General features: G+C 45.0%; 22 protein-coding genes. 14 read left to right on the forward strand and 8 right to left on the reverse strand.

Going from position 1 to position 24,762, the window contains the following annotated elements; translation table 11 throughout:
• The first annotated feature begins 90 nt into the window (after positions 1 to 90).
• Together K7R10_RS09965 and K7R10_RS09970 are read left to right on the forward strand one after the other, a co-directional pair.
• Complete coding sequence (locus tag K7R10_RS09965) at positions 91 to 1,155, forward strand: glycosyltransferase family 9 protein (RefSeq protein ID WP_224484562.1); 1,065 nt, start codon at positions 91 to 93, stop codon at positions 1,153 to 1,155.
• A gap of 11 nt (positions 1,156 to 1,166) precedes the next feature.
• Positions 1,167 to 2,249: a glycosyltransferase family 4 protein gene (locus K7R10_RS09970; protein WP_224484563.1), complete on the forward strand. Its 1,083-nt coding sequence runs from the start codon at positions 1,167 to 1,169 to the stop codon at positions 2,247 to 2,249.
• On the opposite strand, the gene K7R10_RS09975 is transcribed toward K7R10_RS09970, so the two are convergent.
• Complete coding sequence (locus tag K7R10_RS09975; protein WP_255610491.1) at positions 2,246 to 3,049, reverse strand: glycosyltransferase family 2 protein; 804 nt, start codon at positions 3,047 to 3,049, stop codon at positions 2,246 to 2,248. The genes K7R10_RS09970 and K7R10_RS09975 overlap by 4 nt on opposite strands.
• A 127-nt stretch (positions 3,050 to 3,176) precedes the next feature.
• Positions 3,177 to 4,265 carry a glycosyltransferase family 4 protein gene (locus tag K7R10_RS09980; RefSeq protein WP_224484564.1) on the reverse strand — a complete coding sequence of 363 codons (1,089 nt, stop codon included), beginning with the start codon at positions 4,263 to 4,265 and terminating at the stop codon, positions 3,177 to 3,179.
• 180 nt (positions 4,266 to 4,445) lie between these two features.
• Between K7R10_RS09980 and K7R10_RS09985 the strand changes: the two genes are divergently transcribed.
• The 4 genes from K7R10_RS09985 (at position 4,446) to K7R10_RS10000 (ending at position 8,642) form a co-directional block, all read left to right on the forward strand.
• The gene (locus tag K7R10_RS09985) at positions 4,446 to 5,861 is read left to right on the forward strand and encodes a CCA tRNA nucleotidyltransferase (protein ID WP_224484816.1); all 1,416 of its coding nucleotides are present in this window, start codon (positions 4,446 to 4,448) and stop codon (positions 5,859 to 5,861) included.
• A 102-nt stretch (positions 5,862 to 5,963) separates the two neighbouring features.
• Positions 5,964 to 7,004, forward strand: a complete 1,041-nt coding sequence (locus K7R10_RS09990) for a COX15/CtaA family protein (RefSeq protein WP_224484565.1) — start codon at positions 5,964 to 5,966, stop codon at positions 7,002 to 7,004.
• A 25-nt stretch (positions 7,005 to 7,029) separates the two neighbouring features.
• Complete coding sequence (locus tag K7R10_RS09995; protein WP_224484566.1) at positions 7,030 to 7,545, forward strand: IS1096 element passenger TnpR family protein; 516 nt, start codon at positions 7,030 to 7,032, stop codon at positions 7,543 to 7,545.
• Between the two features lie 38 nt (positions 7,546 to 7,583).
• Positions 7,584 to 8,642 carry a nucleoid-associated protein gene (locus tag K7R10_RS10000; RefSeq protein ID WP_224484567.1) on the forward strand — a complete coding sequence of 353 codons (1,059 nt, stop codon included), beginning with the start codon at positions 7,584 to 7,586 and terminating at the stop codon, positions 8,640 to 8,642.
• Positions 8,643 to 8,695: 53 nt separating this feature from the next.
• Here K7R10_RS10000 and K7R10_RS10005 read toward each other — a convergent pair whose 3' ends face one another.
• Both K7R10_RS10005 and K7R10_RS10010 read right to left on the reverse strand, forming a co-directional pair.
• The gene (locus K7R10_RS10005) at positions 8,696 to 9,403 is read right to left on the reverse strand and encodes a LolA family protein (RefSeq protein WP_224484568.1); all 708 of its coding nucleotides are present in this window, start codon (positions 9,401 to 9,403) and stop codon (positions 8,696 to 8,698) included.
• Between the two features lie 38 nt (positions 9,404 to 9,441).
• Positions 9,442 to 10,518: a hypothetical protein gene (locus tag K7R10_RS10010; RefSeq protein ID WP_224484569.1), complete on the reverse strand. Its 1,077-nt coding sequence runs from the start codon at positions 10,516 to 10,518 to the stop codon at positions 9,442 to 9,444.
• 94 nt (positions 10,519 to 10,612) lie between these two features.
• Between K7R10_RS10010 and K7R10_RS10015 the strand changes: the two genes are divergently transcribed.
• The 5 genes from K7R10_RS10015 to uvrB all read left to right on the forward strand — a co-directional run bounded on the left by K7R10_RS10015 (position 10,613) and on the right by uvrB (position 18,923).
• Positions 10,613 to 11,515: an ABC transporter ATP-binding protein gene (locus tag K7R10_RS10015; RefSeq protein WP_224484570.1), complete on the forward strand. Its 903-nt coding sequence runs from the start codon at positions 10,613 to 10,615 to the stop codon at positions 11,513 to 11,515.
• Positions 11,516 to 11,537: 22 nt separating this feature from the next.
• Positions 11,538 to 12,368, forward strand: coding sequence for an ABC transporter permease (locus K7R10_RS10020; protein ID WP_224484571.1), 831 nt, complete (start codon positions 11,538 to 11,540; stop codon positions 12,366 to 12,368).
• 14 nt (positions 12,369 to 12,382) lie between these two features.
• Positions 12,383 to 15,100, forward strand: a complete 2,718-nt coding sequence (locus tag K7R10_RS15345) for a T9SS type B sorting domain-containing protein (protein ID WP_224484572.1) — start codon at positions 12,383 to 12,385, stop codon at positions 15,098 to 15,100.
• Between the two features lie 44 nt (positions 15,101 to 15,144).
• Positions 15,145 to 16,866 (forward strand): T9SS type B sorting domain-containing protein, encoded by a 1,722-nt coding sequence (locus K7R10_RS10030; protein ID WP_224484573.1) that lies wholly within the window; start codon positions 15,145 to 15,147, stop codon positions 16,864 to 16,866.
• A 65-nt stretch (positions 16,867 to 16,931) separates the two neighbouring features.
• Positions 16,932 to 18,923, forward strand: coding sequence for an excinuclease ABC subunit UvrB (gene uvrB / locus K7R10_RS10035; RefSeq protein ID WP_224484574.1), 1,992 nt, complete (start codon positions 16,932 to 16,934; stop codon positions 18,921 to 18,923).
• A gap of 86 nt (positions 18,924 to 19,009) precedes the next feature.
• Here the strand turns inward: uvrB and K7R10_RS10040 are convergent, their stop codons facing one another.
• Positions 19,010 to 19,444, reverse strand: a complete 435-nt coding sequence (locus K7R10_RS10040; protein ID WP_224484575.1) for an Hsp20/alpha crystallin family protein — start codon at positions 19,442 to 19,444, stop codon at positions 19,010 to 19,012.
• Positions 19,445 to 19,665: 221 nt separating this feature from the next.
• On the opposite strand from K7R10_RS10040, the gene K7R10_RS10045 reads away from it, so the two are divergent.
• Positions 19,666 to 20,958, forward strand: coding sequence for a DUF2254 domain-containing protein (locus K7R10_RS10045; RefSeq protein ID WP_224484576.1), 1,293 nt, complete (start codon positions 19,666 to 19,668; stop codon positions 20,956 to 20,958).
• Positions 20,955 to 21,398, forward strand: coding sequence for a DUF2214 family protein (locus K7R10_RS10050; RefSeq protein ID WP_224484577.1), 444 nt, complete (start codon positions 20,955 to 20,957; stop codon positions 21,396 to 21,398). Before K7R10_RS10045 ends, K7R10_RS10050 begins: the two co-directional genes overlap by 4 nt.
• 4 nt (positions 21,399 to 21,402) lie before the next feature.
• Here K7R10_RS10050 and K7R10_RS10055 read toward each other — a convergent pair whose 3' ends face one another.
• The gene (locus tag K7R10_RS10055; RefSeq protein ID WP_224484578.1) at positions 21,403 to 21,807 is read right to left on the reverse strand and encodes a TerB family tellurite resistance protein; all 405 of its coding nucleotides are present in this window, start codon (positions 21,805 to 21,807) and stop codon (positions 21,403 to 21,405) included.
• A 60-nt stretch (positions 21,808 to 21,867) separates the two neighbouring features.
• On the opposite strand from K7R10_RS10055, the gene K7R10_RS10060 reads away from it, so the two are divergent.
• Entirely contained in the window at positions 21,868 to 22,686 is an 819-nt protein-coding gene (locus K7R10_RS10060; RefSeq protein ID WP_224484579.1) for an alpha/beta hydrolase, read from the forward strand.
• Positions 22,687 to 22,718: 32 nt separating this feature from the next.
• Here the strand turns inward: K7R10_RS10060 and K7R10_RS10065 are convergent, their stop codons facing one another.
• Complete coding sequence (locus tag K7R10_RS10065; protein WP_224484580.1) at positions 22,719 to 23,054, reverse strand: hypothetical protein; 336 nt, start codon at positions 23,052 to 23,054, stop codon at positions 22,719 to 22,721.
• A 412-nt stretch (positions 23,055 to 23,466) separates the two neighbouring features.
• Positions 23,467 to 24,660 carry an ADP-forming succinate--CoA ligase subunit beta gene (sucC, locus tag K7R10_RS10070; protein ID WP_224484581.1) on the reverse strand — a complete coding sequence of 398 codons (1,194 nt, stop codon included), beginning with the start codon at positions 24,658 to 24,660 and terminating at the stop codon, positions 23,467 to 23,469.
• Between the last annotated feature and the right edge of the window lie 102 nt (positions 24,661 to 24,762).

A 24,762-nucleotide genomic window follows, 5' to 3' on the forward strand; every position in this document is an offset into this window, starting at 1 on the left:
TTTGTTTTATCCTATGGTAAAAATAGGATTTAAATTATTAATGGGTAATTTCAGGACTTTAATAAATTGCATCCCGAAAAACCCGGCCTCTTGAAAATCCTCATCATTCAACAAAAAATGATCGGTGATGTACTCACCAGTACGATTCTCTGTGAAAACATCAAACGCTTCGCCGAAGACGCTTCGGTATACTTCATGGCTCATGAAGGCACGCTTCCGGTGCTTTTAAACAACCCTTATATAGATGAGATCATCCCTTTCCGAGCTGAATATCGCGAGAATTATAAAAGTTTATTCCAATTTATACGTACAATCGACAAGAATGATTTTGATGTCATCATCGATGTATACGGTAAATTGGAAACCAATCTGATAGTTGCCAGAATGTCGGCTTCTCAAAAGATCGGGTATTACAAGTGGTACAGCAATTTTCTGTATACTCACCCGGTTAAAAGAAGCGGGAGTTCACAACACGGGCTACCCCTGGCGATCGAAGACCGGCTGCGACTGCTTCAACCGGTCCTCCCTGAGATCTCACCGGATGATCTGCGCCATCAACCTCGTATCTATCTGTCTGATGAAGAAAAAAAGGAAGCAGCTGACTTCTTAAAGAAACACAACATCGACCGGCAGAATAAGATCTTCATGATATCGGTACTGGGCAGTGGTTCGAATAAGACCTATCCATATGCCTATATGGCCCGGCTGCTGGATAAATTGGTCAGCCATCAATCTCCCACCCTGCTCTTCAACTATATTCCCTCGCAGCAAACAGAAGTGCAGGCCATTTATGAATTATGTCTCCCGGAAACCAGAAACCATATCAGGCTGGATGCTTTTGCCCCTTCCCTGAGAGGCTTTATGGGTATTCTGTCAGAGTGCGATGCCCTGATTGGTAACGAAGGGGGAGCCGTCAACATGGCAAAGGCTCTGGACATTCCCACATTTGCTATTTTTTCACCCTGGATACCACGGGAAGGCTGGGGCCTTTTCGAGGGAGAAAAACATCAGAGTGTGCATTTGAAAGATTTCCATGAACAGTTCTTTTCTCATCAGACGGTGAGGCATTTACGCAAAAAAAGTATAGATTTATACAGAAGATTCAGCCCTGACCTTATCTGGCCTCGTTTAAAGACCTACCTGGAAAGCTTGTAAGACACATAAAAATGAGGATCCTGCATTTTGATCTGGCCCGCATATTCAGAGGAGGACAGCGGCAGGCCTTATTACTACACAAAAACCTCTTAAAACAGCATACAGATAGTTTTCTCGTCACAGACAGCAAGGGGTTGTTATACCAGTACTGCAAGGAGCTGGAAGTGAAAAATGTATACGGCCTGGAACTGCCAACCCTTAAGCCCGAATTTTTCTCAAGGTTACTCGCTTATCCGAAGATCAAAAACCTGGTTAAAAAGATCAGACCTGATATTCTTCATTTTCACGAACCCGCATCCATGCTCTATGGTATTCACCTCAATCACTTTTTAACCTTTGAGACCAGAAGGGTTTCATTCCCCATTAAGCCCTCCAGCATCAGCCTCAAATACTCAAAGATCCATGTTCATACTGCTGTGAGTCAAAGCATTTGTGACTACCTGAGATCATGCGGACTTGAAAGGGTTCATCTGATAAGAAGCAGTATAGACCTGTCGAGGTTTCAGAAGGTTCAAGGGCCAGAAGTGCTGCAGGATAAAAAAAAGGTCAACCTGCTGTATGCCGGATCGTTCACTGAAATGAAAGGTATCGATATACTTTTCGAAGCCTTACCCATGGTACTCAGGAAAGAAAGCAATCTCATGCTTCATATGGTGGGAGATGGAGTGCTGCTTCAGGGGTTTCGTAATCTGTCTGAAGAAAGGTCCCTGCATGACCATATTCGCTTCTATCCGAGAACCGACGAGCCTGCTCCTTACCTCTTTGAAAGTGATATAGTGATCGTGCCATCGGTCTGGGGCGAAGGCTCCAATGGGGTGATCAAGGAGGCCATGGCTTGCGGAAAGATAGTCATTGCGAGCGATCTGGTGAACAATGCAGAGCTAATAGAACACGGAAAAGACGGGTTGCTGTTTAAAAATAAGAACAGCCGTGATCTTGCCGATAAGGTTCTGGAGGTGATCGATGGAAAATATACCATTTCAGCAGACTCTTTAAAGAAAAAAGCACTGGGATTCAGCGCCGAAAAAATGACCGGTGAGTACCTGCAGCTCTATCGTGATTACTTGCAAAGCTTTAAATATCCAAAATCTTAATCCACCTTCAGGTATTTATTAACCCCGTTCTCACAGTAGTCTTTTTTATTTTCCAGGGTCTCACGCTGAATGGAATCATTGATGTCAAAGCGCTCCTTTGACTCTTCACGGTGGTCGAGATGGTAAACGATACCATTAAACTTCAGGCGCTTTCCTAAAACACCCCGGTTATGCATGCGTATCATCAGCTCGGAATCTTCTCTTCCCCAGCCCTCAAGATCTTCGTTATAGCCATTAACTGCAAGAAAGTCTTTCCTCCAGAAGGAAGTATTACATCCGCGAAATTTAGGTGAAATGGTTTCCTGAGGCCTGAATAGTTCAGATATGACCGGCACCCTGATATTACGGGGTCGTTTTTTAAGTCCGGATTTAAAGAAATGAATATTCAGCTCCTTTTTTCCGATGATTTCCGGAACCTTTTCTTCTTTTATACGCACTCTGGTACCATAAAGATACATACGCTCTTTGGCACTGTCGAGATGATCTTCAATAAATCTGGAATGTAAAAAACAGTCACCATCGACCTGAATGATATAGTCAGATTCGGCTGAAGCAATGGCCCTGTTCAGTATAATGGACTTTCTAAACCCTTTATCTTCATGCCATATATGTTGAATCCCGGTTTCGAATTTCCCCTGGTAAGAAGCTATAAGCTCCCTTGTCTTGCAGTCAGAACCGTCATCGGCTATAAGTATCTCATCGGGAAGCACGGATTGTTTGAGCACACTGCGAAGCACCAGTTCAAGTGCTTCTGACCAGTTATAGGTTGAAATAACCAGGGCAACAGTAATTCGTTTCATAAGCAGGCTATCTAAAACATTATGTTTCAGCCGGTTGGGCGGTGCAAATATAATATAATTCACGAAAACGAAAAGCATGCGGAACTGAAGAAACGATCTCAGACCCGGGAATCAAATTTCGCCACTGCTAAAACAACCCCTTATAAAGGTCGAGGGTTTGTGAAATGGTATGCTCTATCGTCAACTTCCTTTCCAGTAGCGATCTGGCAGCAGTTGCCATATTCCCAGCCTTTTGAGGGTTATTCAAAAGGTATTGAACACCTCTGGCCAACGCCTCATAATCTCCGGTTTCGGCTATGATGGCATGATGATCAGCCTCCAGCAATTCGGGTACGATACCCACGGAAGTGGTTACCACGGGAATCCTGAACTTAAAGGATTCCAACAGAAATACCGGACCTCCTTCTCTTTGCGAGCTGATCAGCGAAATATCAAAAGAGTCAAAGGCTGAAGCTATCTCTTCCCTGTATCCCATGAATTTAACATGATTCTCCAGTTTCAAATCGCTCACCATTTGTCGCAGTTGGGGTGTCAGGCCACTCTCCAGTCCGTACTGATGCAGCTCAACATCTGTTCTGCCAAGTTGGTGCACCAAATAACCGATACTTCGAATCAGTGTAGGAAGGTCTTTGGCATCGGTGTGATTTGCCACCGACCCGATAATTTTTACTGATGACTCTTTCTTCACAGGTTTCTCATTGGCGTTATTTCCGATTGAAACAGGAATGCCGTCATAGATCACCGACACCAGCTTTTTGCGAATTGAATTAAGTCCAGGCTGAAAAGATTTACGCACAGCCTCTGAAACACAGATATAAGCAGCGACCCCTTTGTAATTATATTTCAGCCGGCTCAACCATGTGGAGGCATCGCTTATCCCCTTTTTCGAAAAAACCGCTTTGGCCGGTATCTTAAAAAGCAGGTCGGCCATCATATAGGTCGAAAGGAAATTACTGGTATGTATGTGTACTACATCTATCTTTTGTGATTTAACATAATCGGCGAGAGCGCGGGAGGTTCTGATAGAGAAGGAACCGGACTTGGGAACACCACAAACACCAATGCCTTGCTTTTGTACGAAGCGATGAATAGGAGTATTTTCGAAACAAAAGACCTGATTCTCAATTTCCGGTAGCTGAGAATTCTGTATGAAATGAGCCAGTTGGTTTTCGTTACCTCCCCAGACGTCTGCTCCTGACAAATGCAATACCTTCATAACGGTCGCTAAAGTTTGCGCAAATATAGGTTAAAAATACACGGAGGCTCTGAAGCCATTGCACCTCCCCGGATGAAACAAAAGTAAATTTTAATAGCACGTCGGTAAATAGTAAATTTGCATCGCCGAACCGAAAACCGGTGTGTGCGCTCCCTGAATCAGAAATTACTCAAGCGTATTATGACCTTTAAAGAAGCCATACAGGACCCCGTATTTCACATGATCGCTGAAGCAGCTTCAAAAAAAGAAGTAAGCAGCTATGTTATTGGTGGTTTTGTCAGAGACTTCTTTCTGGAAAGACAGACACCTAAAGACATCGATGTGGTTACCGTTGGCAGCGGGATCGACCTGGCCAGGGAATTTGCCTCTATGCTGGATGAAAAACCCAAAGTGTCGGTATTCAAAAATTTCGGAACTGCCATGGTTAAAACCCAGGATCTGGAAGTGGAATTCGTGGGTGCCCGTAAGGAAAGCTATCATTTTGACAGCCGGAAGCCTGTGGTGGAAGACGGAACCCTGGAAGATGATCAGAACCGCCGTGATTTTACGATCAATGCTCTTGCATTATCATTGAATAAAGAAGATTTCGGCCGGCTTTTAGATCCCTTTGACGGCATGAAGGATCTTGAAAAAAAGATCATAAGAACGCCCCTGGATCCCGAGATCACCTATTCTGATGACCCGCTGCGAATGATGCGCGCCATACGATTCGCCTCTCAGCTGAACTTCAGGATTGAACCGGCCTCCCTGAAAGCCATCAAAGACAATAAAAAACGCATCAAGATCATCTCCAGGGAACGCATCGTTGATGAATTGCACAAGATCATGTTAAGCGACAGACCGTCGGTTGGTCTTTCCCTTCTTTATAAAACAGGCTTGCTGAAACTGATCCTTCCTGAATTAACGGCCCTGCAGGGTATCGAGGAAAAAGAAGGACAACGGCATAAAGACAATTTCTGGCATACGCTTGAGGTTGTAGATAATATTTCTCAAAACACCGATGACCTTTGGCTGCGCTGGGCTGCCCTGCTCCACGATATCGGAAAGGCACCCACCAAGAGATTTGATGACAATGCCGGCTGGACCTTTCACGGTCATGAATTTGTCGGATCTAAGATGGTCTATCGTATTTTCAAAAGAATGCGCATGCCCCTGAACGAGAAGATGAAGTTCGTACAGAAAATGGTATTGCTTAGTTCCCGTCCCATTGTACTCGCTCAGGATATCGTGACCGATTCGGCTGTTCGAAGACTGATCTATGATGCCGGGGAAGATATCGACGACCTGATGACGCTCTGTGAAGCAGATATTACCACCAAGAATCCGAGAAGATTTAAAAAATATCATCATAATTTTAAGATCGTCAGGGATAAGATCGCAGAAGTTGAAGCCCGGGACCATGTAAGAAACTTTCAGCCACCCGTTGACGGACAAGAAATCATGGACACCTTTAACATCCCTCCTTCCCGGGAGATCGGCATTATCAAAGATGCTATCAAAGAAGCCATTTTAGAGGGGGAAATACCTAACGAATATGAAGCGGCACGGAAGTTTATGCTGGAAAAGGGTAAAAGTCTTGGATTGAAGCCCGCATAAATCGAGATCTGAGATCAATACGTTAAGACTTTTCAACATGTTTACGAATTTAAATGAGTAATTGTATCTTTACATGCTCTGGTAAGCAGCTTAAAGCCATTCATGACAAGTAAGAAAAACTTCAGAACTTTTGCCCAAATCACCCTGGTTGTAGTATATCTGATTATCGTAGCCGGAGCCGTGGTAAGAATGACCGGAAGCGGTATGGGATGCCCTGACTGGCCGAAATGTTTCGGCTATTATGTTCCCCCCGTTTCTGAAGAAAAATTATGGTGGCAACCGGAACGATCATTTGAAGAAGGACAGGTCATCATCAAGGATCAGGCCCTGTTGGTTGCCAAAGCTGATTTCACTACCGGGAATCGTTTTTCAGAAGAGAACTGGGAACCGTACACCAAACATGATTATGCTATTTTCAATGCCACTCATACCTGGGTGGAATATATAAACCGGTTAATCGGTGCTCTTGGTGGCTTGCTCACCCTTGCCCTGGCTATCTATTCGCTGAAATATCGAAAATCGGATCCCTGGCTCCCCATCCTTGCCTGGTTAACCGTTTTCGGCATGGGCTTCCAGGCGTGGCTCGGAGCTACCGTCGTATATTCAGTACTGGCGCCGGTACGTATTACCATGCATATGATCATGGCTCTTATCATCGTGGCCCTGCTCCTGCGGCTCATCTACCTCAGCAAAGAAAACAAATTACCGAAATGTGAACATTCCGGTTTCAAAATACTGGTTGCCATTTCCCTGATGCTTACTGCGGTTCAGATTATTCTGGGAACCCAGGTGCGGCAGTTCGTAGACGAACAGGTGGCCTTACTGGGTAGTGAGAACAAAAACCTCTGGCTGCAGGAAGCAGAATTGAGCTTTTATGTACACCGCACCTTCTCTATTCTTGTTTTTGCGGTCAATGCCTACCTGTTCTACCTTAACCGTTTGCGTTTTCATATTTACAGCAAGATCAATATTGTTATGATGCTGCTCCTGCTGGAAATCTTTTCAGGAATCATTATGTATTATGTCGACTTCCCGTTCGGAAGCCAGTCGCTGCACCTGGTTATCGCTTCCATATTGTTCGGGGTCCAGTTCTACCTGCTTCAGGAAGTTAATGCCACTGGCTATAAGCGCAAATCTTTGTAACTTGCGAACCCAAAATCTAATTGAAATGATCTATAAATTCAGGGTAATCCTTGACGCGGAAGAAGATGTGTTCAGAGACATAGAAATCGAGGGAAATAATTCCCTGGAAGACCTTCACAATTCCATATCGCAGGCCTTTGGCTTTGATGGAACCGAGATGGCTTCCTTCTATATGAGCAACGAGAATTGGGAACAGGGTGAAGAAATCGCCTTGTTCGATATGAGTGAGGGCGGCAACGAGGTACGACTCATGTCAGAAACCCCTATCGAAGAACTATTGGATGAGGATAACCGAAACCTCATCTATGTATATGACTTTTTAAGCATGTGGACCTTCTTCGTTGAACTGGCTGATATCGCGGAAAAAGAAGACGGAGCAGCCTACCCGAATCTGATGTTTGCCCACGGGCAGTTACCTGACTCACCCCCGGAAAAAAATTTCGAGATTGAAAACCTGGCAGAAGGAGGCGAAGATGAAGAAAATATCAGCTTTGATATTGATGACTATGATGAGTTCGATTTCGATGAGAACTGGAACTGAGTATTCCCCAATGTAACAGATGCTAACAAAAACACACCATGATTAACCTGTATCCCACGCAAATAGAAAGCCTTTCCATTCACCGGGTAGGTAACAAGAGTAAGAACGAGAATGTATTTTTTTCTGAAGAACCCTACCGTCTTACAGACGAGATCATTGCGGTACTGAAAGAATACTTCTTCAAGCCATTCCGTGAAAAGGAGGAGAACTACATGCATTTTTCTCATGAGGTCGACGTAACCTTTAATGAGTTGCACAAGATCGCTTCAGCGGTTTTTGAGGAACCTGCCGCCATACACAAATATTCCAAACAGATCGCCACCCACCTTTTCGATCAGTCAAATCACCCGCATATAAAAAGCGGTGAGGTTTATGTGGCCTATTTCACCGATGTGGTGGTTGATAATGAAAAGATCGATGCGATCGGGATCTTCAAATCTGAACTTAAACATGACTTTCTTGATTTCAGAGAATCAGGCAGCAACCTGGAGATCATTCTGAGACAGGGGATCAATGTAAACAAACTGGATAAAGGTTGTCTGATCCTGAACCAGGAGAAGGATGCCGGCTTCAGAATACTTTCGGTCGACAGCAATCGCTACGACACGAAATACTGGCTGGAGAAGTTCCTAGACGTGGAAGCAACCACCGATGAGAACTTTTACACTAAAAAATACCTGAAATTCTGCCAGGATTTTGCAAAGGATGTGGTATTGCCGGCCGAAGATAAAAAGGAAGAAGTGATGTTCATGAATCGGGCTGTGAACCATTTTGCAAAAAACGATGACTTTGAGGAAACGAATTTCCTTAACGAGGTCATCAGCAATCCTGACCTTATCCCTGAATTCAAACACTATAAGACTGAAAAGGGACCCAAGTACAGCATAGAAGACGTTTCAAACTTTCCTATTGCGAACAAAGCGGTTTCTGATGCAAGAAAGAAAATAAAGAACCTGATACAGCTCGACACCAATATCCAGATTAAGATGGATTTCATCAATCCTGAATCAGCTGAAAAATACGTGGAGAAAGGCTGGGATGAAGAACGGCAGATGTATTACTACCTGGTTTACTTCAATAAAGAACAGAAAAGCTAGTGTTCAAATACACTATTTGCAAAAAAGGCCTTGAAAGAAAGGCCTTTTTTATTTTAACGGGAGTCTAGACGAAATCTCTCCGGGGCAATCTTTTCATTCAGTCTTATATCGCTTAGAGTAACGGTCATCAGGGAATTCTCAAAATCATCGGAGAGGAAGGTGGTTACCACCGTTGGAAACAGTAAGCCATCAACATTCAGATACTTGTCATATTGCCTGAAAACAAGCCCCTGCCCTTCCCGCATGACCGATTCATAACTGATAAGCTTCGATTCAGGATCGAAATAATACGTGATCTCCTCCGGAAACCCACTGACTACTAATCGAACTGCATGATACTTTTTCCCGTTTATTTCAACCAACCCATCTTCCAACACCTGGTGATCGGTGTACTCAAGCAGTAATGGCCGCAGTGCACTGCGCCTGATATCAGAAACTTCATGAGTTTCCATCGGTATGGGTTTGTCTGACCCTGATAATGGATTGATGACCCACCCCCTTGTTCCGTCATATACAGAGATCATGGGCATATTCATCACGGTGAATTCAGAATACACCTTATCAGGACTCTGACACCAGATCTTACCTGTCATGCGCGTACCCATGGTCTTCATGGTTTGTTTTGCAGACAGACTTTCAAGCGCCCTGAGTTTTTCCTTACCGCCAACGGCAAGAAAATAAGATTCTATCAGCTGAGAACCCGACTGAGCCATGGATCCCAGGGAAAGAAACAGCAGAAAACACAAACATCTGATCTTCAAATTTGTAGGTCTTTAGAAAACCTAAAATAGGAAAAATTTTACAAATGTGATGTTTGCACCCACTTTTTCATACTGATATCTTCATAATTACGCTTGACAAAATCAAGTGCCACTCTTACCACCTGGCCCATGCTCCGGCATCGCTTGAATTTCATATCAAGGGTATAATCATAAAGTTGTTTTCGCAGCTGAAGCAGGTTTTCACGGGTACTGATATGGTCTTTGGTCATACACCGCATCAAGTGTTTAAGACGCTTTCTGGAAGTGATGATACGCCTTGCCAGAACCGAACGTTCCTCCTTCTTGTATTGCTCTATAGAAGCAGGTTTCAGCTTTTCTGAAACCAGTTTCACCATTTGATAATTCTCCTTGAAGAACTGGGGTTTATACACCTTGAAATTCCCTTCATAGCTCTGCTGATCGAAATCGATGGCCCTGATCTTGTAAATCACATTATCGAAATCGTGTACCGGAATGATCACATAGTTATACGATCGCATATCGCCCAGTAATCTGATCATACAGCGTTCATTGAATTTCACGAATTCCTTGGCTATCTGGCTCTTCTGATTGTCAGTACAATCGGCCAGTGATTCCTTGATAAATTCATCGCCGGGTATACCCGAAATATGCTCTTCGATGAGGGTATCCTCATACACCGCAAAATTGATACGGTTGGGCGAGAGTATATGTTCGAGTTCCAGTCCGTAAACCCTGGAAGCATCAGCCTTCTTCACATAGAGATAGGTATAATTATCATTGAGAATATTTCGCACTTTGATACGAAAGGGTTTTGAATTCCCGAAGGTGCAATAATCGATGGCATCGATGTTCAGGTACTGAAATATTTCTTCATTCCCATCTGAGAAAAGCAGGGTATAGACCTGTTTCAGGTGGTAATCGATCTCCGGTCTTTCGAATTCCGAGTAATACACCCTGATCCACATGGTATCTTCATCGTTTTCGTCATAGACTACCACCGAACCTGAAAACCGAAGCAGGTCATCGTACGAAATAGGGATCTTGGTGGTGCGGTTATACCTTTCCAGGTAAGCCAGCAACTGCTCTCCTATTTTGTAAGAAGGTTTCTTCCTCGACATTAATTTCTGACTCATAATCTCAGCTCTTTAATCTCAAATTTAATCTATATTGTAACAAATTTTCTTCATATTCGTCAAATTAATACAACCAAAAAATCTGAAAAGCAATTTGGAAACGATACTAACCATTAACAACCTGACCAAAAAATTCGGTGCTCTTACAGCCGTTAAAGACCTTTCCTTTACCATTGAAAAGGGAAATGTCTACGGTTTGCTGGGACCTAACGGAAGTGGAAAATCAACCACCCTGGGAATCGTACTGAACGTGGTAAATAAAACCAGTGGTGATTTTCACTGGTTCGACGGAAATGTTTCTACCCACGATGCCCTTAAAAAAGTAGGTGCCATCATAGAAAGACCGAACTTCTATCCTTACATGAGTGCCATCCAGAATTTGCGGCTAGTCTGCAAGATTAAGGAAGTGAAAACAAATAAGATCGAAGAATCCCTGAGACTGGTTGGTTTATGGGATCGTCGTGACAGTAACTTCAGCACCTATTCCCTGGGAATGAAACAGCGTTTGGCTATCGCTTCTGCCCTGTTGAACGACCCGGAAATACTGATCCTGGATGAACCCACGAATGGCCTGGATCCTCAGGGTATACATCAGATCAGGGAGATCATAAAAAAGATCGCCGCAGGGGGAACCACCATCCTGCTGGCCTCCCACCTGCTCGATGAAGTGGAAAAGGTATGCTCTCATGTGGTCATTTTGCGCAAAGGTGAAAAACTGTATTCCGGAAGAGTTGACCAGATGGTTGCGAGTCATGGCTTTTTTGAACTGAAGGCCTCAGACCCCAAAGCCCTGGAATCTATCCTGGAAAATTCAGGATATTTCACGAACATACAAACCGAGAACGGCCTGATCAGGGCATTTCTGAAGGAACCTCTCGAGGCGAACAGCCTGAATGAAATGATGTTTCAGAAGGGAATCGTTTTATCTCACCTTGTAAAACGTCAGGCAAGTCTCGAAGAACAGTTCCTGACCCTCACCAACAAACAAACCGTTTAACCGCTAAGAACACTACCATCTCATGATACGATTATTGGAAATAGAAGCCATTAAACTCTGGAACAGCAAGATCAGTCGGGTGCTGATCATCTCGTATTTCGCCTTGCTGATATCCATTGCACTGATCTCGGCCATAAAATTTGATATAGGCCCCATAGAATTTCACCTGGCAGACCAGGGAATCTTTAATTTTCCGTACATATGGCATTTCAACAGCTATGTAGCGGCGCTGTTTAAGCTCTTTTTAGCTATCGTCATCGTCTCTATGATGTCGAACGAATACAGCAATAAAACCCTGAAGCAAAATCTTATCGATGGTTTAAGCAAAAAGGAGTTCGTTCTTTCAAAATTCCTCACGGTGGTCGTCTTTGCCGGGGTATCCACGGTTTTTATCTTCGTGGTTTCAATGATACTCGGACTCGCCTTTTCAGACTACGATGAAATCGGCATCATTTTTTCAGACCTGGAGTTCCTCATTGCCTTCTTTGTCAAACTCATGGGCTTTTTCTCCTTTTGTCTTTTCCTGGGAGTCCTGGTTAAAAGGTCTGCTTTCGCGCTGGGCTTCCTGATTCTCTGGCAGGTATTTGAAGGTATCTTATACCTGTTCATACGCTCCAGAAGTGACAGTTCGCTGGCAGAAGGCATCAGTCGCTTTTTTCCGTTAGACTCGATGAGCAACCTGATCAAAGAGCCCTTTACCCGTCTCGGGGCGGTGAAATCGGTAGCCAGCCAGCTGGGTGAAGAACTCGCACGTGATTATGCCGTGCATTGGTACGAGATACTTATCGTTCTGGCATGGACCTTTGCCTTTGTTTATTTTTCTTACCTCTTGCTTAAAAAACGGGATTTATAGTATCTTTAGCTGTTGTGAACAACAGACTGATACCCTTACTGATACTCATTTTAAACACTGCCCTGCTTTTTTCCCAGGGGGAAGCCAACCATTGGTACTTCGGGGAAAAAGCGGGATTGCGGTTTAATCCGGATGGCTCGGTCTCTTCACTGTCTGACGGAAAGCTCAATACGCTGGAGGGTTGTGCCACATTATCTGACAGTTTTGGCAACCTGCTCTTCTATACCGATGGTCGGGTGATCTACAACCGTGAGCATACGGTCATGGAAAACGGCAGCGGACTCTGGGGAGATAATTCCAGTACACAGTCTGCCATTATCGTTCCCTGGCCTGACCGCCCGGGCTATTATTATGTTTTTACTGTAGACACCTCAGTAAACGAACAGGATCCTGATTTCGGGTTCAATTATTCAGTTGTTGATATGAATGCGAATAACGGTCTTGGAGCTGTGGTCGAAAAGAATATCAACCTGCTGGCTGACAGTTCCGAAAAGATCTCCGCAGTGGTCAAAGACTGCCGCCAGAAGACCTATTGGGTGATCACGCTCGCTCCGGCATTTTCAGGAGGCCCCTTTATGAACACCTTTTACGCATATGAGATCAATGCCTCGGGTATAGAGCCTCCTGTCAGATCAGTCTTTAACGGACTTGCAGTCGAAGACCCAAGGGGGTATTTGAAATTATCTCCCGATGGAACCAGACTGGCTGCAGCCAATGGAGCCAATGGCCTGCAACTTTTTGATTTTAATATTACGAGCGGACAGGTCAGCAACCTCATGAACCTGCCCACAGACCTCTTTCCCTATGGGATAGAATTCTCATCGAACAACCGGTTCCTGTATGTGCACACCTCGAATTTCAGTTTTGAGCCCCCTTATCTTTCCGAACTGGTTCAGTTCGACCTGGATAATGCCACAGCTGCGAATATTCCCAAAAGAAAACTGGATAATACCAATATGTTCCGGGGTGCCCTGCAACTGGGTCCCAACGGCCGCATCTACCGTACTACCCCGGCCACCTATCAGCGCGGCTCATCATACCTCGGTGTGATCATAAACCCTGATTCTCAGGAAGCGGTTTACGATCATAATGCCGTCTTTCTCGGAAGTGGTGCCTGGGGGAACCAGGGACTTCCCCCATTTGTTCAATCCCTTTTCGATAAGGTTGACATTATCAACACACCCGAAAGTGAGGATGGCAACCTTGAACTTCAGCTGTGCAGAGGTGAGGGTTTTACTTTTACTGCTCCTGAAATTACCGGAGCGGACTATAACTGGTACCTCAACGATCAACTTATCCAGGGAGCAGATACCTGGAAGCTGGAGGTGATCGCGGATCAACCGGAAAAAGCAGGAAAATACCGGGTAGAGATCGATCCGGGTGAACTGGTCGAATGCCCTGTATTCGGGGAGGCATTCTTAAAAATCATCAGCCTGCCGGAGAACGGCGAACAAATACTGACCCAGTGTGATGCCGACGAAGACCCACTGGACGGGATCACCACCTTTAACCTGCTGCAGCTTTCCGCCCAACTACAGCTGCCCGACACCGAATATCTGTTGTCGTTTTACGAAAACGAAGCGGCATTGCAAAACAATACGGAAATAGTCAATCCGGAAAATTATAAAAACCGGTCTGTACAGCAGTCGCTCATCTATGCTATCCGGTCTGAGGGATGCCGGGTCACCGGAACACTCCTTCTGGAGTCGATACCCATAGTTCCTGCACCGGCCGATGTTCCCTACTACTTTAACTGTGCTGTACCGGAAAGTTCTGAGAACCAGGCATGGTTCAGTATGGACGAGATAAAGGCCGAATCCGTTTCAGAAGAAGTGGCATTATACGCCAGCCTTGAGGATGCCCTGCAGGAAGTGAATCAACTATCAGGTGAATTACTCTTGCCTGATAACACCCGACTTTACCTTCGTATTGAATCTGAGAATGCCTGTACTGATATACGTTATACCACACTCATCGTAGATGAGCCTCCCCTTCCGCCGATTTTTGATGACCTCCCCTATATCTGCCTGAATGAGCCTTTTCTTCCGCTTTCTGCCGATACAGAGGCAGACACCTTCAGCTGGTTTAAAAAAGTATCTTCAGATACCTGGGAATTGGTGGCAGAAGGCAGAGAGGTCATCCTGGAAAGCCCCGGCGATTACAGGCTGAGTGTCAGTAAAATTCACAACGATCTTGGAGTCTTAAGAAGTTGTGAAGCAAATACCGTTTTTACGGTTTCGGCATCTGAAACAGCCATCTTCACCCGGGAACCCGAAGTCACTGACCTGTCTGACAATAACCGTATTGTAGTTTTTGTACAGGGAGAAGGTGACTATGAATATGCCATGAATGACCCGGAAGGTCCCTACCGCTCTGAAAATACCTTTGAGAGGGTCCCCGCAGGTTTTTCAACGATCTATGTCAGGGATAAGAACGGCTGTGGCCTTGTCTCAAAAGAGATCGCTGTTCTGGGATACCCGGAATTTTTCACTCCCAATGCAGACGGGATCAATGATCGCTGGCAGGTACAGGGTATCGGGAAGATGGTGCAGGAAGGTTCAAGGATACGCATCTATGACCGCTACGGAAAACTCATCACCCAGCTTCACCCTTCAGACCCGGGCTGGGACGGAACATTTAACGGCAGGCCTCTGCCCTCTTCTGATTACTGGTTTCGGGCCGAGTTGAGAAACGGCAGGGAGTTCAAGGGTCACTTCTCACTAAAGCGATAATACCCCGTTAATTATTAGTATCTTAGGATAAAAATTGCGTTGCCATGCAACGGTTCCTGTTACTCTTTATACTTCCGCTGTTGCTTACCAAAGGTATGGCTCAGGAGAATTGCACTTCATTGCTAACCCCTCTAGACGGTTCCTCCCAGGTAGCGATCAACACCACTCTTCAGTGGTCACCTGTTACGGGCGTGAACGGATATATTATCAGCATAGGAACGCAACCGGGCGTGTATGATATCGTGAATAACCGTTCTCTGGGACTTGCAACTTCATTTACCCCACCGACCGGCCTGCCAGCCAACACAACCATTTACGTGCGTATTTCACTATTTCTGATCAATAGCGCCACTATTAACTGCCCTGAGGAAAGTTTCACCACCGGCCCTGTCGATTTTATTCCTGATTGTAATGAACTCACAATCCCTGCAGACGGAGCTGAAGGGGTACAGGTCAATGCAAGCCTGAACTGGGAATATGCAGTGGGAGCTACAGGCTATCTGCTTTCTTACGGGACCAGTCCGGCAGCCAACGAGATAGAAGGAGGCATCGATGTAGGGAACGTGCTTCGCTACGAGCCTCCGGCAAACCTTCCGGAAAACACAACCATCTATGTGAGAATCACCCCATATAATGATCTGGGACAAGCCACGTCTTGTAACACCTTCAACTTTACCACCAAAGAATTCAACCCCATACCTGAATGCACCAGTCTGATCACCCCGCAAAACGGGGAGGTAGGGGTTTCCCTTTCCCCCATAGTTCAATGGAACGAATCTCCGGGTGCGGAAGGATACCGCCTGACCATGGGCACCACACCTTTTGTGGCTGACATCCTGGACAATGTAGACTTTGGAGATGTTACGGAAACCCCGGTGATCGACTTTTTACCGAATACCACGGTTTTCGTGATCATCACTCCCTATAACGCAGCCGGTGAAGCCCTGGATTGCATACAGGAGAGCTTTTCGACAGCGGCCGGTTGCGGTCCGTTCCTGGACCCTGAAACAGGTGATCTGACTGACCGTAACCCCGAATTGAACTTCCCTGACCGGGTGGTGATCTGCAGCAATGGTCCTGAAGAAAGTTTCTCGGCAGGTCTGGAAGGTGATCAGGTAAATTGGTATTTTTTGGAAGACGGACAACAACAACTTATAGCAGATAATTCCACTGTTATTTTTGAGGAAGAAGGACGTTACAGAGTGGAAGTAACCCGTCAATACCTTATTGACGGAGAAGAATTCCAATGCAGCAGTGAAAAAGAATTCGAAGTGGTACGTTCAGAATTGCCGCTTATTACCGATGTTGAAATCACCGATGGCATTACCGGACGAAATGTTACTGTAACCGCTGTGGGTGCGGGTACATATGAGTATTCACTGAATGCGCCCGACGGCCCCTTCCAGGGTACGGGAACATTCCTGAACATTGAAACCGAGGGAGCGATTATTTATGTGAGAGACATCAACGGCTGCGGACTCGTTGAAATCGCCCTGCTGGAAATAGATTTTCCAAAATTCTTCACCCCAAATAATGATGGGATCAATGACCTTTGGAAACCGCTTTTCAGCCGGGATCGTGATATTATCCTGGAGCGTGTCGCCATCTTTGACCGTTTTGGGAAGCTGCTGTTTGAAATCGATGAACGATCTGCGGGCTGGGATGGAACCCTTGAAGGAAGAGCCTTGCCATCAGCTGATTACTGGTACCTGGCCACCTACAGTGATGATAGTGTAAAAAAAGGACATTTCAGCCTGAAACGTTAACCGAACAGGAATAATTCCGGAAGATCCATAACTCCCCGAAGTACGATTCTTAGTAGATTTGTATCATGCGATTTAAAATACAATCAGAATTTCAACCTACCGGTGACCAGCCCGAAGCCATCAGGCAACTGGTCTCAGGGATAGAACAAAGCGAGAAACACCAGACCCTGCTGGGGGTAACCGGATCAGGTAAGACCTTTACAGTTGCCAATGTGGTGGAAAGGGTACAAAAACCCACCCTGGTGCTGGCTCATAATAAAACTCTGGCTGCACAGCTGTATTCGGAGTTCAAACAGTTCTTTCCGGAAAATGCCATTGAATATTTCGTATCCTATTACGATTATTACCAGCCAGAAGCATATATCCCCGTAACGGGAACGTATATTGAGAAGGATTTGTCGATTAATGAAGAGATCGAAAAATTACGGTTGAGCACTACCTCTTCCCTGCTTTCCGGACGGCGGGATGTTCTGGTTGTGGCCTCGGTTTCCTGCCTTTATGGTATCGGTAACCCCATTGAATTTCAAAAGAACGTCATCTCCCTGCAACGGGATCAGGTGATATCCCGAACCAAGTTTCTTCACCGGCTGGTGCAAAGCCTGTACTCCCGGACCACAGCAGAATTCAATCACGGGAATTTCAGGGTGAAGGGTGACGTGGTGGATGTCTTTCCCGGCTATGCCGATGAGGCATTCAGGATTCATTTCTTTGGTGATGAGATCGAAGAGATCGAAGCCTTTGACCCGGTTAACAACAACATAATTGAAACCTATAACCGGGTGAATATCTATCCGGCCAATATGTTTGTCACCTCTCCGGATGTGCTTCAGAACGCGATACACGAGATACAGGAGGATATGGTTAAACAGGTGGATTATTTCAGGGAGATCGGAAAACCACTGGAAGCCAAAAGGCTGGAAGAAAGGACCACCTTTGATTTGGAAATGATTCGCGAACTGGGATATTGCAGCGGGATCGAGAATTACTCCAGGTACCTAGATGGGCGTCTGCCGGGAACCCGCCCCTTCTGCCTGCTCGATTACTTTCCTGACGATTACCTGATGGTGGTCGATGAAAGCCATGTTACCATTCCACAGGTGCATGCGATGTACGGTGGAGATCGAAGCCGGAAGGAAAACCTGGTGGAATATGGTTTTCGGCTGCCGGCTGCCCTGGACAACAGACCTTTGAAATTCGAGGAATTCCAGGCCTTGCAGAACCAGGTGATCTATGTGAGCGCCACCCCAGCAGATTACGAATTGGAACTAAGCGGCGGTGTATACGTGGAACAAGTGATTCGTCCCACCGGACTGCTGGACCCGGTGATCGAAGTGCGGCCCAGCAAACACCAGATCGACGACCTGGTGGAAGAGATACAACAGCGGGTGGAAAAGGATGAACGGGTACTGGTGACCACCCTTACCAAGCGAATGGCTGAGGAACTGACCAAGTACCTGACACGTATTCGCATACGTTGTCGTTATGTTCACAGCGATGTGGATACCCTGGAGCGGGTGGAAATCATGCAGGATCTTCGAAAAGGTCGCTTCGATGTGCTGGTGGGGGTAAATCTTTTAAGAGAAGGTCTGGACCTGCCGGAAGTCTCCCTGGTAGCCATTATGGATGCAGACAAGGAAGGTTTTCTCAGAAGTAACAGATCGCTGACCCAGACCGTTGGCAGGGCAGCGAGAAATGTTAACGGAAAGGCCATTATGTATGCTGATAAAATTACCGACAGCATGCAATCGACCATAGACGAAACCAACTACCGGAGGGAAAAACAGATAGCCTACAACAAAGAACACAATATCACCCCTACCGCTCTTAAAAAGAACCTGGACAGTGCCCTGGCCAAGTATTCGGTTGCCACTTATGCCCTGGAAAAAGAGATCAAAAAGCAGGCTGCTGAACCGGAGGTGGAGTATATGAGTAAAGATAAACTGGAAAAGCTCATAAGGGAAAAACGCAAGGCCATGGAGAAAGCCGCCAAGGAACTCGATTTTATGGAAGCAGCCCGATTGAGAGACGAAATCAAAGTCTTACAGGAGAAGGTATAAGACTAAAAAAGCCTCCTGAACATTCAGGAGGCTTTACTACTAACTAAACTAACTTAACATATTGAAAAACTACTACAGCTCTTACCTTATTTGATATCGATCATGCGCTTTGGCTTGGGTAAAGCTTCTTCCTTTTTTGGAATGGAAAGCTTCAAAACCCCGTCCTCGTAAGAGGCATCTATCTTATCGCTGTTCACGGTATCAGGTAAGGTAAAACTTCTTTGGAAAGAAGTATAACTGAATTCGCGACGGCTGTAGTTTCCGTCATCTCCAGTCTCTTCTTTTTCATTACGCTGCTCGGTGGAAATGGTCAATACGTTCTGATCGACCTCGATATTGAAATCTTCCTTTTTCACTCCCGGCGCAGCCAGTTCCAGTTCAAAACCGTTATCCTTTTCTTTGATATTGACAGCAGGAACCCTGTTGTTCATATCGTTCATTCCTCCAAACCAGTCCGGTCTGAAGAACTCTTCGAAAACCGAAGGAAAGGTGTTTGCATTTGATCTTCTTATCAGACTCATAGCTATTATATTTATTGGTTTAAATAACTTTTTTAAAATTCACTTTATATAAAACAAAATTGATTCCAACAAGACCTCCAAGACAATATGTCGCTAAAAATCAAACAGATAGCGACAATATGACAGTTGCTGTTGTCGCAGAATCCATATCTTTCAATGGTTAAAACTCATGAATTGGCAGGTTTTTGCTTACCTTAGAAAGAGTAAGATTTTCACCTGCTATGAGAAAACTGTTTAACAGGATCAACCATATTTTTATCGAACTGAGAAGTCAGATCGCCTTCTACCCTTCACTCATTGCATTGGCCGGTCTTATATTCAGCATTGTGATTCTCTACCTGGAACAAGCGGGTATTTCAGCTTTTTTCCGGGACAACTTTCCAATTCTGGTGATCAGAGATCCCGATACAGCACGCACCTTGCTCAGTACATTTATTGCAGGACTTATTTCGCTGATGGTTTTCAGTTTTTCGATGGTGATGATACTGCTAAACCAGGCATCCAGTAATTTTTCGCCAAGGTTGCTTCCCGGGCTTGTCTCCAACCGCAGACATCAGTTCGTTCTGGGAGTCTTTCTGTCAGTGCTTATATATTGTATCTTTATCCTGGTATCCATCGAAACCCAGGAACCAGAAGAAAAGATACCCGGATTCTCTGTTTTTCTGGCGATCGTACTGACGCTTATGTGCCTGGCCACCTTTATCTATTTCATACATTCCATTTCGCTTTCCATTCAGGTCAACCAAATTCTTCAGAACATCCATGATACTTCCGTGGAAAGGCTGGAAAATATACTCGAAAAGAATCAGGGGAAATCAGAGGAATTTCCGAAATCAGATGAATGGTTCACCTCTCATGCTAACCGGACGGGGTACTTTCAGGATGTGATAGAAGGCGAATTACTGAAACTCGCAAAAGAAAAGGAAACTAAAATTCACGTAATCGTTCCCAAAGGCACTTTTATTTTATCAGGTGTTCCCATCATTAAAAGCGAAAAAGAGCTGGAGGAAGAAGAAATAGACAAGGCACTCAATACGCTGATTTATTCCAAAAGCGAATTACTACGAGACAACTATGTGCTAGCCTTCAAACAGATCACTGAGATCGCGATTAAAGCCATGTCACCGGGTATCAATGATCCGGGCACAGCCCTGAGCGCCATCGATTACCTGACAGAATTGTTCTCTTACCGGATGAAGAAGTCAGACGAGAGTTATTTATTCAATGACGACGATGAACCCACCGTTAAACTGGCGACCGTCTCCTTTCGACATCTGACTTATAATATAATGGCCGCATTTCGCTGTTATTGCAAGCATGATGTGATCATCGTTCAAAAACTTCTGTTAATGTTCAGATACCTTCTTTACCAGTACAGCGAATCTGACAGTTATAAGAAAACCATCAAAAAAGAGATTCAACTACTTGAACGCGATGCCCTTGACAGCATCAGCAATGAGGCCGATAAAAAGGTGATCAGGAACCTGATTGCTCAACTAAATTCAATATCATGAGCGAATACCTTCTTTTTCGATACCTGCATTTCCTCAGCCTGTTCATCATGGTAGGCTGTGTGATATCTCAGCAATTTCTGATCTCGAAAAATTTTGACAGCCACCGAATACGCAGAATGGTACTGAGTGATACGATCTACGGTATATCAGCCATCGTGGTAGCTTTGATCGGACTAACACTTTGGTTCTGGGTAGGTAAACCGGGAGAATTTTATAACCGTAACTGGCTTTTTCATCTTAAAATAGGTCTTTTTATTTTGGTAGGTGTGCTTTCGATATTTCCAACCTTATTCTACCTGAAAAGCCGTAAAAGAATTAAAAAAGGAGAAGCGGTTACCACACCCGGCTATATCATTATCATTGTCAGGCTGGAACTGATACTGCTGCTATTTATTCCGGTTCTTTCGGTATTGATGGCCACCGGGATAGGGCGTATCTGAGACCTTAGTTGTAGTATGCTTTAAAGATATCGATCAGCACGTCAGGCGGGACTACTTTATTGGGAAAATCATCCATCACCTCAAGCACCCGGTCAATCGCATACGGGCTAAGCCCCATTCTCACACCGAATTCCTTGAGAGTTACGATCTCATTAGGGTGAATTTCATCATCGATATTCATGAGTAACACCAGGCGATGAAGCTGAAGAATTCGCCCTGACTCCTCTCGCGGAGGGATAAATGGTGTATTTGGCTGTCTGAAAAGATGATCGAATTCTTCCTTTTTCACTCCCAAACGTTTGGCCACCCGGTAAATGAATTCATATTCCCGGGGGTTGATGTCGTGATCAGACCGCACCAGATGGATCATTTCCGACAGGAGACTTAAACGTTCTTTCTTATGGTTCATGCGGGAGCATTTTGTGTGAAAATAACCAAATAAAGCCTATTTTTAAAAATTTATCGACATATGAACAGGATATTTATAATTTTCATCTTCGCAAGTCTGGCCTGGACAGGTTACGGTCAGTCACAGACAACAAGACTTCATACCTTCAACCTGGAAGCTCCCCAACTTGATACCATTAGGAGCATAAGCGTTTATCTTCCTTCTCAATATGAACTGAACGAGAAACAAAGATATCCGGTACTATACCTGCAGGATGCACAAAACCTCTTTGATGATGCCACATCCTACGCAGGAGAATGGAAGGTCGATGAGACCATCGACAGTCTTGATCTGCAGCTGATCGTTGTAGGCATCTCGCATGGTGAAGGGAAACGCATTGACGAGCTCACCCCTTATCCGCATCCTGAGTATGGGGGTGGAAAAGCAGACGCTTACCTCGATTTTCTCTCCAGGGAGGTAAAGCCCTATATCGACAGCCATTTTCGTACCCTGCCGGATCGCGAGCATACCTGGATCGGCGGAAGCTCGCTGGGAGGTCTGCTGTCTTTCTACACCATGTTCGAACAGGCGCCACTTTTCTCGGCAGGCATCGTATTTTCTCCGAGTTTCTGGTTTAACGATAAAATATTTGAGTTACCTCAAAAGACAGGTATACCGGAAGATCTGTTGATCTATATGGCCTCCGGCACAGAAGAAGAGGAAAGCACCGGGATAAACCAGTCAAGAATGAAAGGCATCCTGCTGAGATCAGGAATGAATCCCGACCATCTGCGAAGCGAAATGATTACGGGAGCCGCCCATAATGAAGCCTTTTGGTCGAAAGAGTTTCCTAAGGCCATCTCCTGGCTTTGGAACAAAAAAATAAGCTCCGGACATTGAGCCAGGAGCTTACTGATGAATACTGATGTGGTCTATCTGACGGTAAAACGTACCGGTAGCACGTAACTTTTACCCGGCGCGATATCCTTGCCGATCTTCTGATAGTTCAGACGATTCTTGATATACTGTTCGGCCCTGAGATCATTGGTCTCGATATTGAGAACGACGATCTCCTGCTTGTCATTGATCACGATCTGTACTCTGGCCTGAATATCACCTTCTGCGAAGGTAAAGGCAGGCTTTTCCAGGAGCCTGGAAATAAGGTCGGTGATCTGAGGATCAACAGGGTTTGGCTCTGAGGCCGTAAGTTCATTGGTCAGTCCTGAGATGAGCAGTACAAGAACCAGAAGCATTTTTGAAATTTTCATGATTGTTCGTTTTTTTGATTTGATCCCAAAATTACAGGCAGAATGTCATTTATACAACTACATACCAGACACTTAACCCATTCATAATTTTGATAACAATGCATTAATTCCGTATCCCTGACGCACTAATCGATCCACTCACCGATGAAGCTTTTGAGGCAGGGAGATCTGAAGTCACAAGAGGACAAATTAAGTTTGCCCGTTCATAATGAAGATAAGTTAATGAATGGCGCTTTTTTATAGTAAATAACCCTCCTGTTTGAAGCTAAATGATGAATACTTAGCAACAAAAAGTCTGTTTTATTACAGATCACATAATACCCCGTGTACACCGGCACAGGCTAACCTAAACTTTACATATAAAAAAAGCCCGGGAGTTTTTCCCGGGCCTGTATGAAATATGTCGTTATGCTTATTTAAGCACGTCCTGAACTTTATCAGCCGCTTCCTGGAATTCAATAGCCGAATGCACCGCAAGGCCTGAATTATCGATCAGTTCCTTAGCGATCTCAGCATTGGTTCCCTGCAGACGTACGATGATCGGAACATTGATGGCATCACCCATGTTCTTATAGGCATCAACGATACCCTGCGCTACACGGTCACATCGAACGATTCCTCCGAAAATATTTACCAGTATAGCTTTTACGTTCTCATCTTTAAGAATGATACGAAAGGCAGTTTCTACCCTTTTTGCATCTGCCGTACCTCCTACATCAAGGAAGTTGGCCGGTTCTCCACCTGCCATTTTGATCAGGTCCATGGTAGCCATCGCCAGTCCGGCTCCGTTCACCATACAACCTACATTCCCGTCAAGATTTACGAAATTCAATCCGGCAGCCTTAGCTTCCACTTCGATCGGATCTTCTTCTCTCAGGTCGCGCATCTCGGCATAATCCTTATGACGATACAAGGCATTATCGTCAAGGGTCACCTTGGCGTCAACAGCCATGATCTTATCATCTGAAGTCTTCAGTACAGGGTTGATCTCGAAAAGTGAAGAATCAGAGTTTTCGTAAGCTTTATAAAGGGCTGTTACGAATTTGGTCATCTCCTTAAAAGCGGTTCCGCTCAATCCAAGGTTAAAAGCAATTCTTCTGGCCTGGAATGGAAGTAAACCTACATTAGGGTCTACTTCTTCATGAAAGATAAGATCAGGGGTTTTTTCAGCCACCTCTTCAATATCCATACCTCCTTCGGTAGAATACATGATCATGTTTCGTCCTTTACTGCGATCCAGTAATACGGACATATAGAATTCAGAAGGCTCGCTGTCTCCCGGATAGTAAACATCTTCTGCAACAAGGACCTGGTGTACCTTTTTCCCTTCTTTGGAAGTCTGAGGTGTAACAAGCTGCATCCCGATGATCTGCTCTGCTATCTCTTCTACTTCCTTGAGGTTCTTGGCAAGTTTCACACCTCCGCCTTTACCACGTCCTCCGGCATGTACCTGTGCTTTGATCACGTGCCAACCGGTTCCGGTTTCCGCGGTAAGTTGCTTCGCTGCATCAACAGCTTCCTTGGCATTATGAGCCACAATTCCTCTTTGAATGCGAACGCCAAAACTTGCAAGTATTTCCTTTCCTTGATATTCGTGTAAATTCATAACGATGTGTTCAATGTTTTAAAAGCGAAACAAAAGTAACAAATGGAGTTTAATATACCCAAATTAATTCCGGTTCATCAACAGGCTGAGATACCTTCGCGA

The organism is Robertkochia aurantiaca, from assembly GCF_020166495.1.
Classification (GTDB): domain Bacteria; phylum Bacteroidota; class Bacteroidia; order Flavobacteriales; family Flavobacteriaceae; genus Robertkochia; species Robertkochia aurantiaca.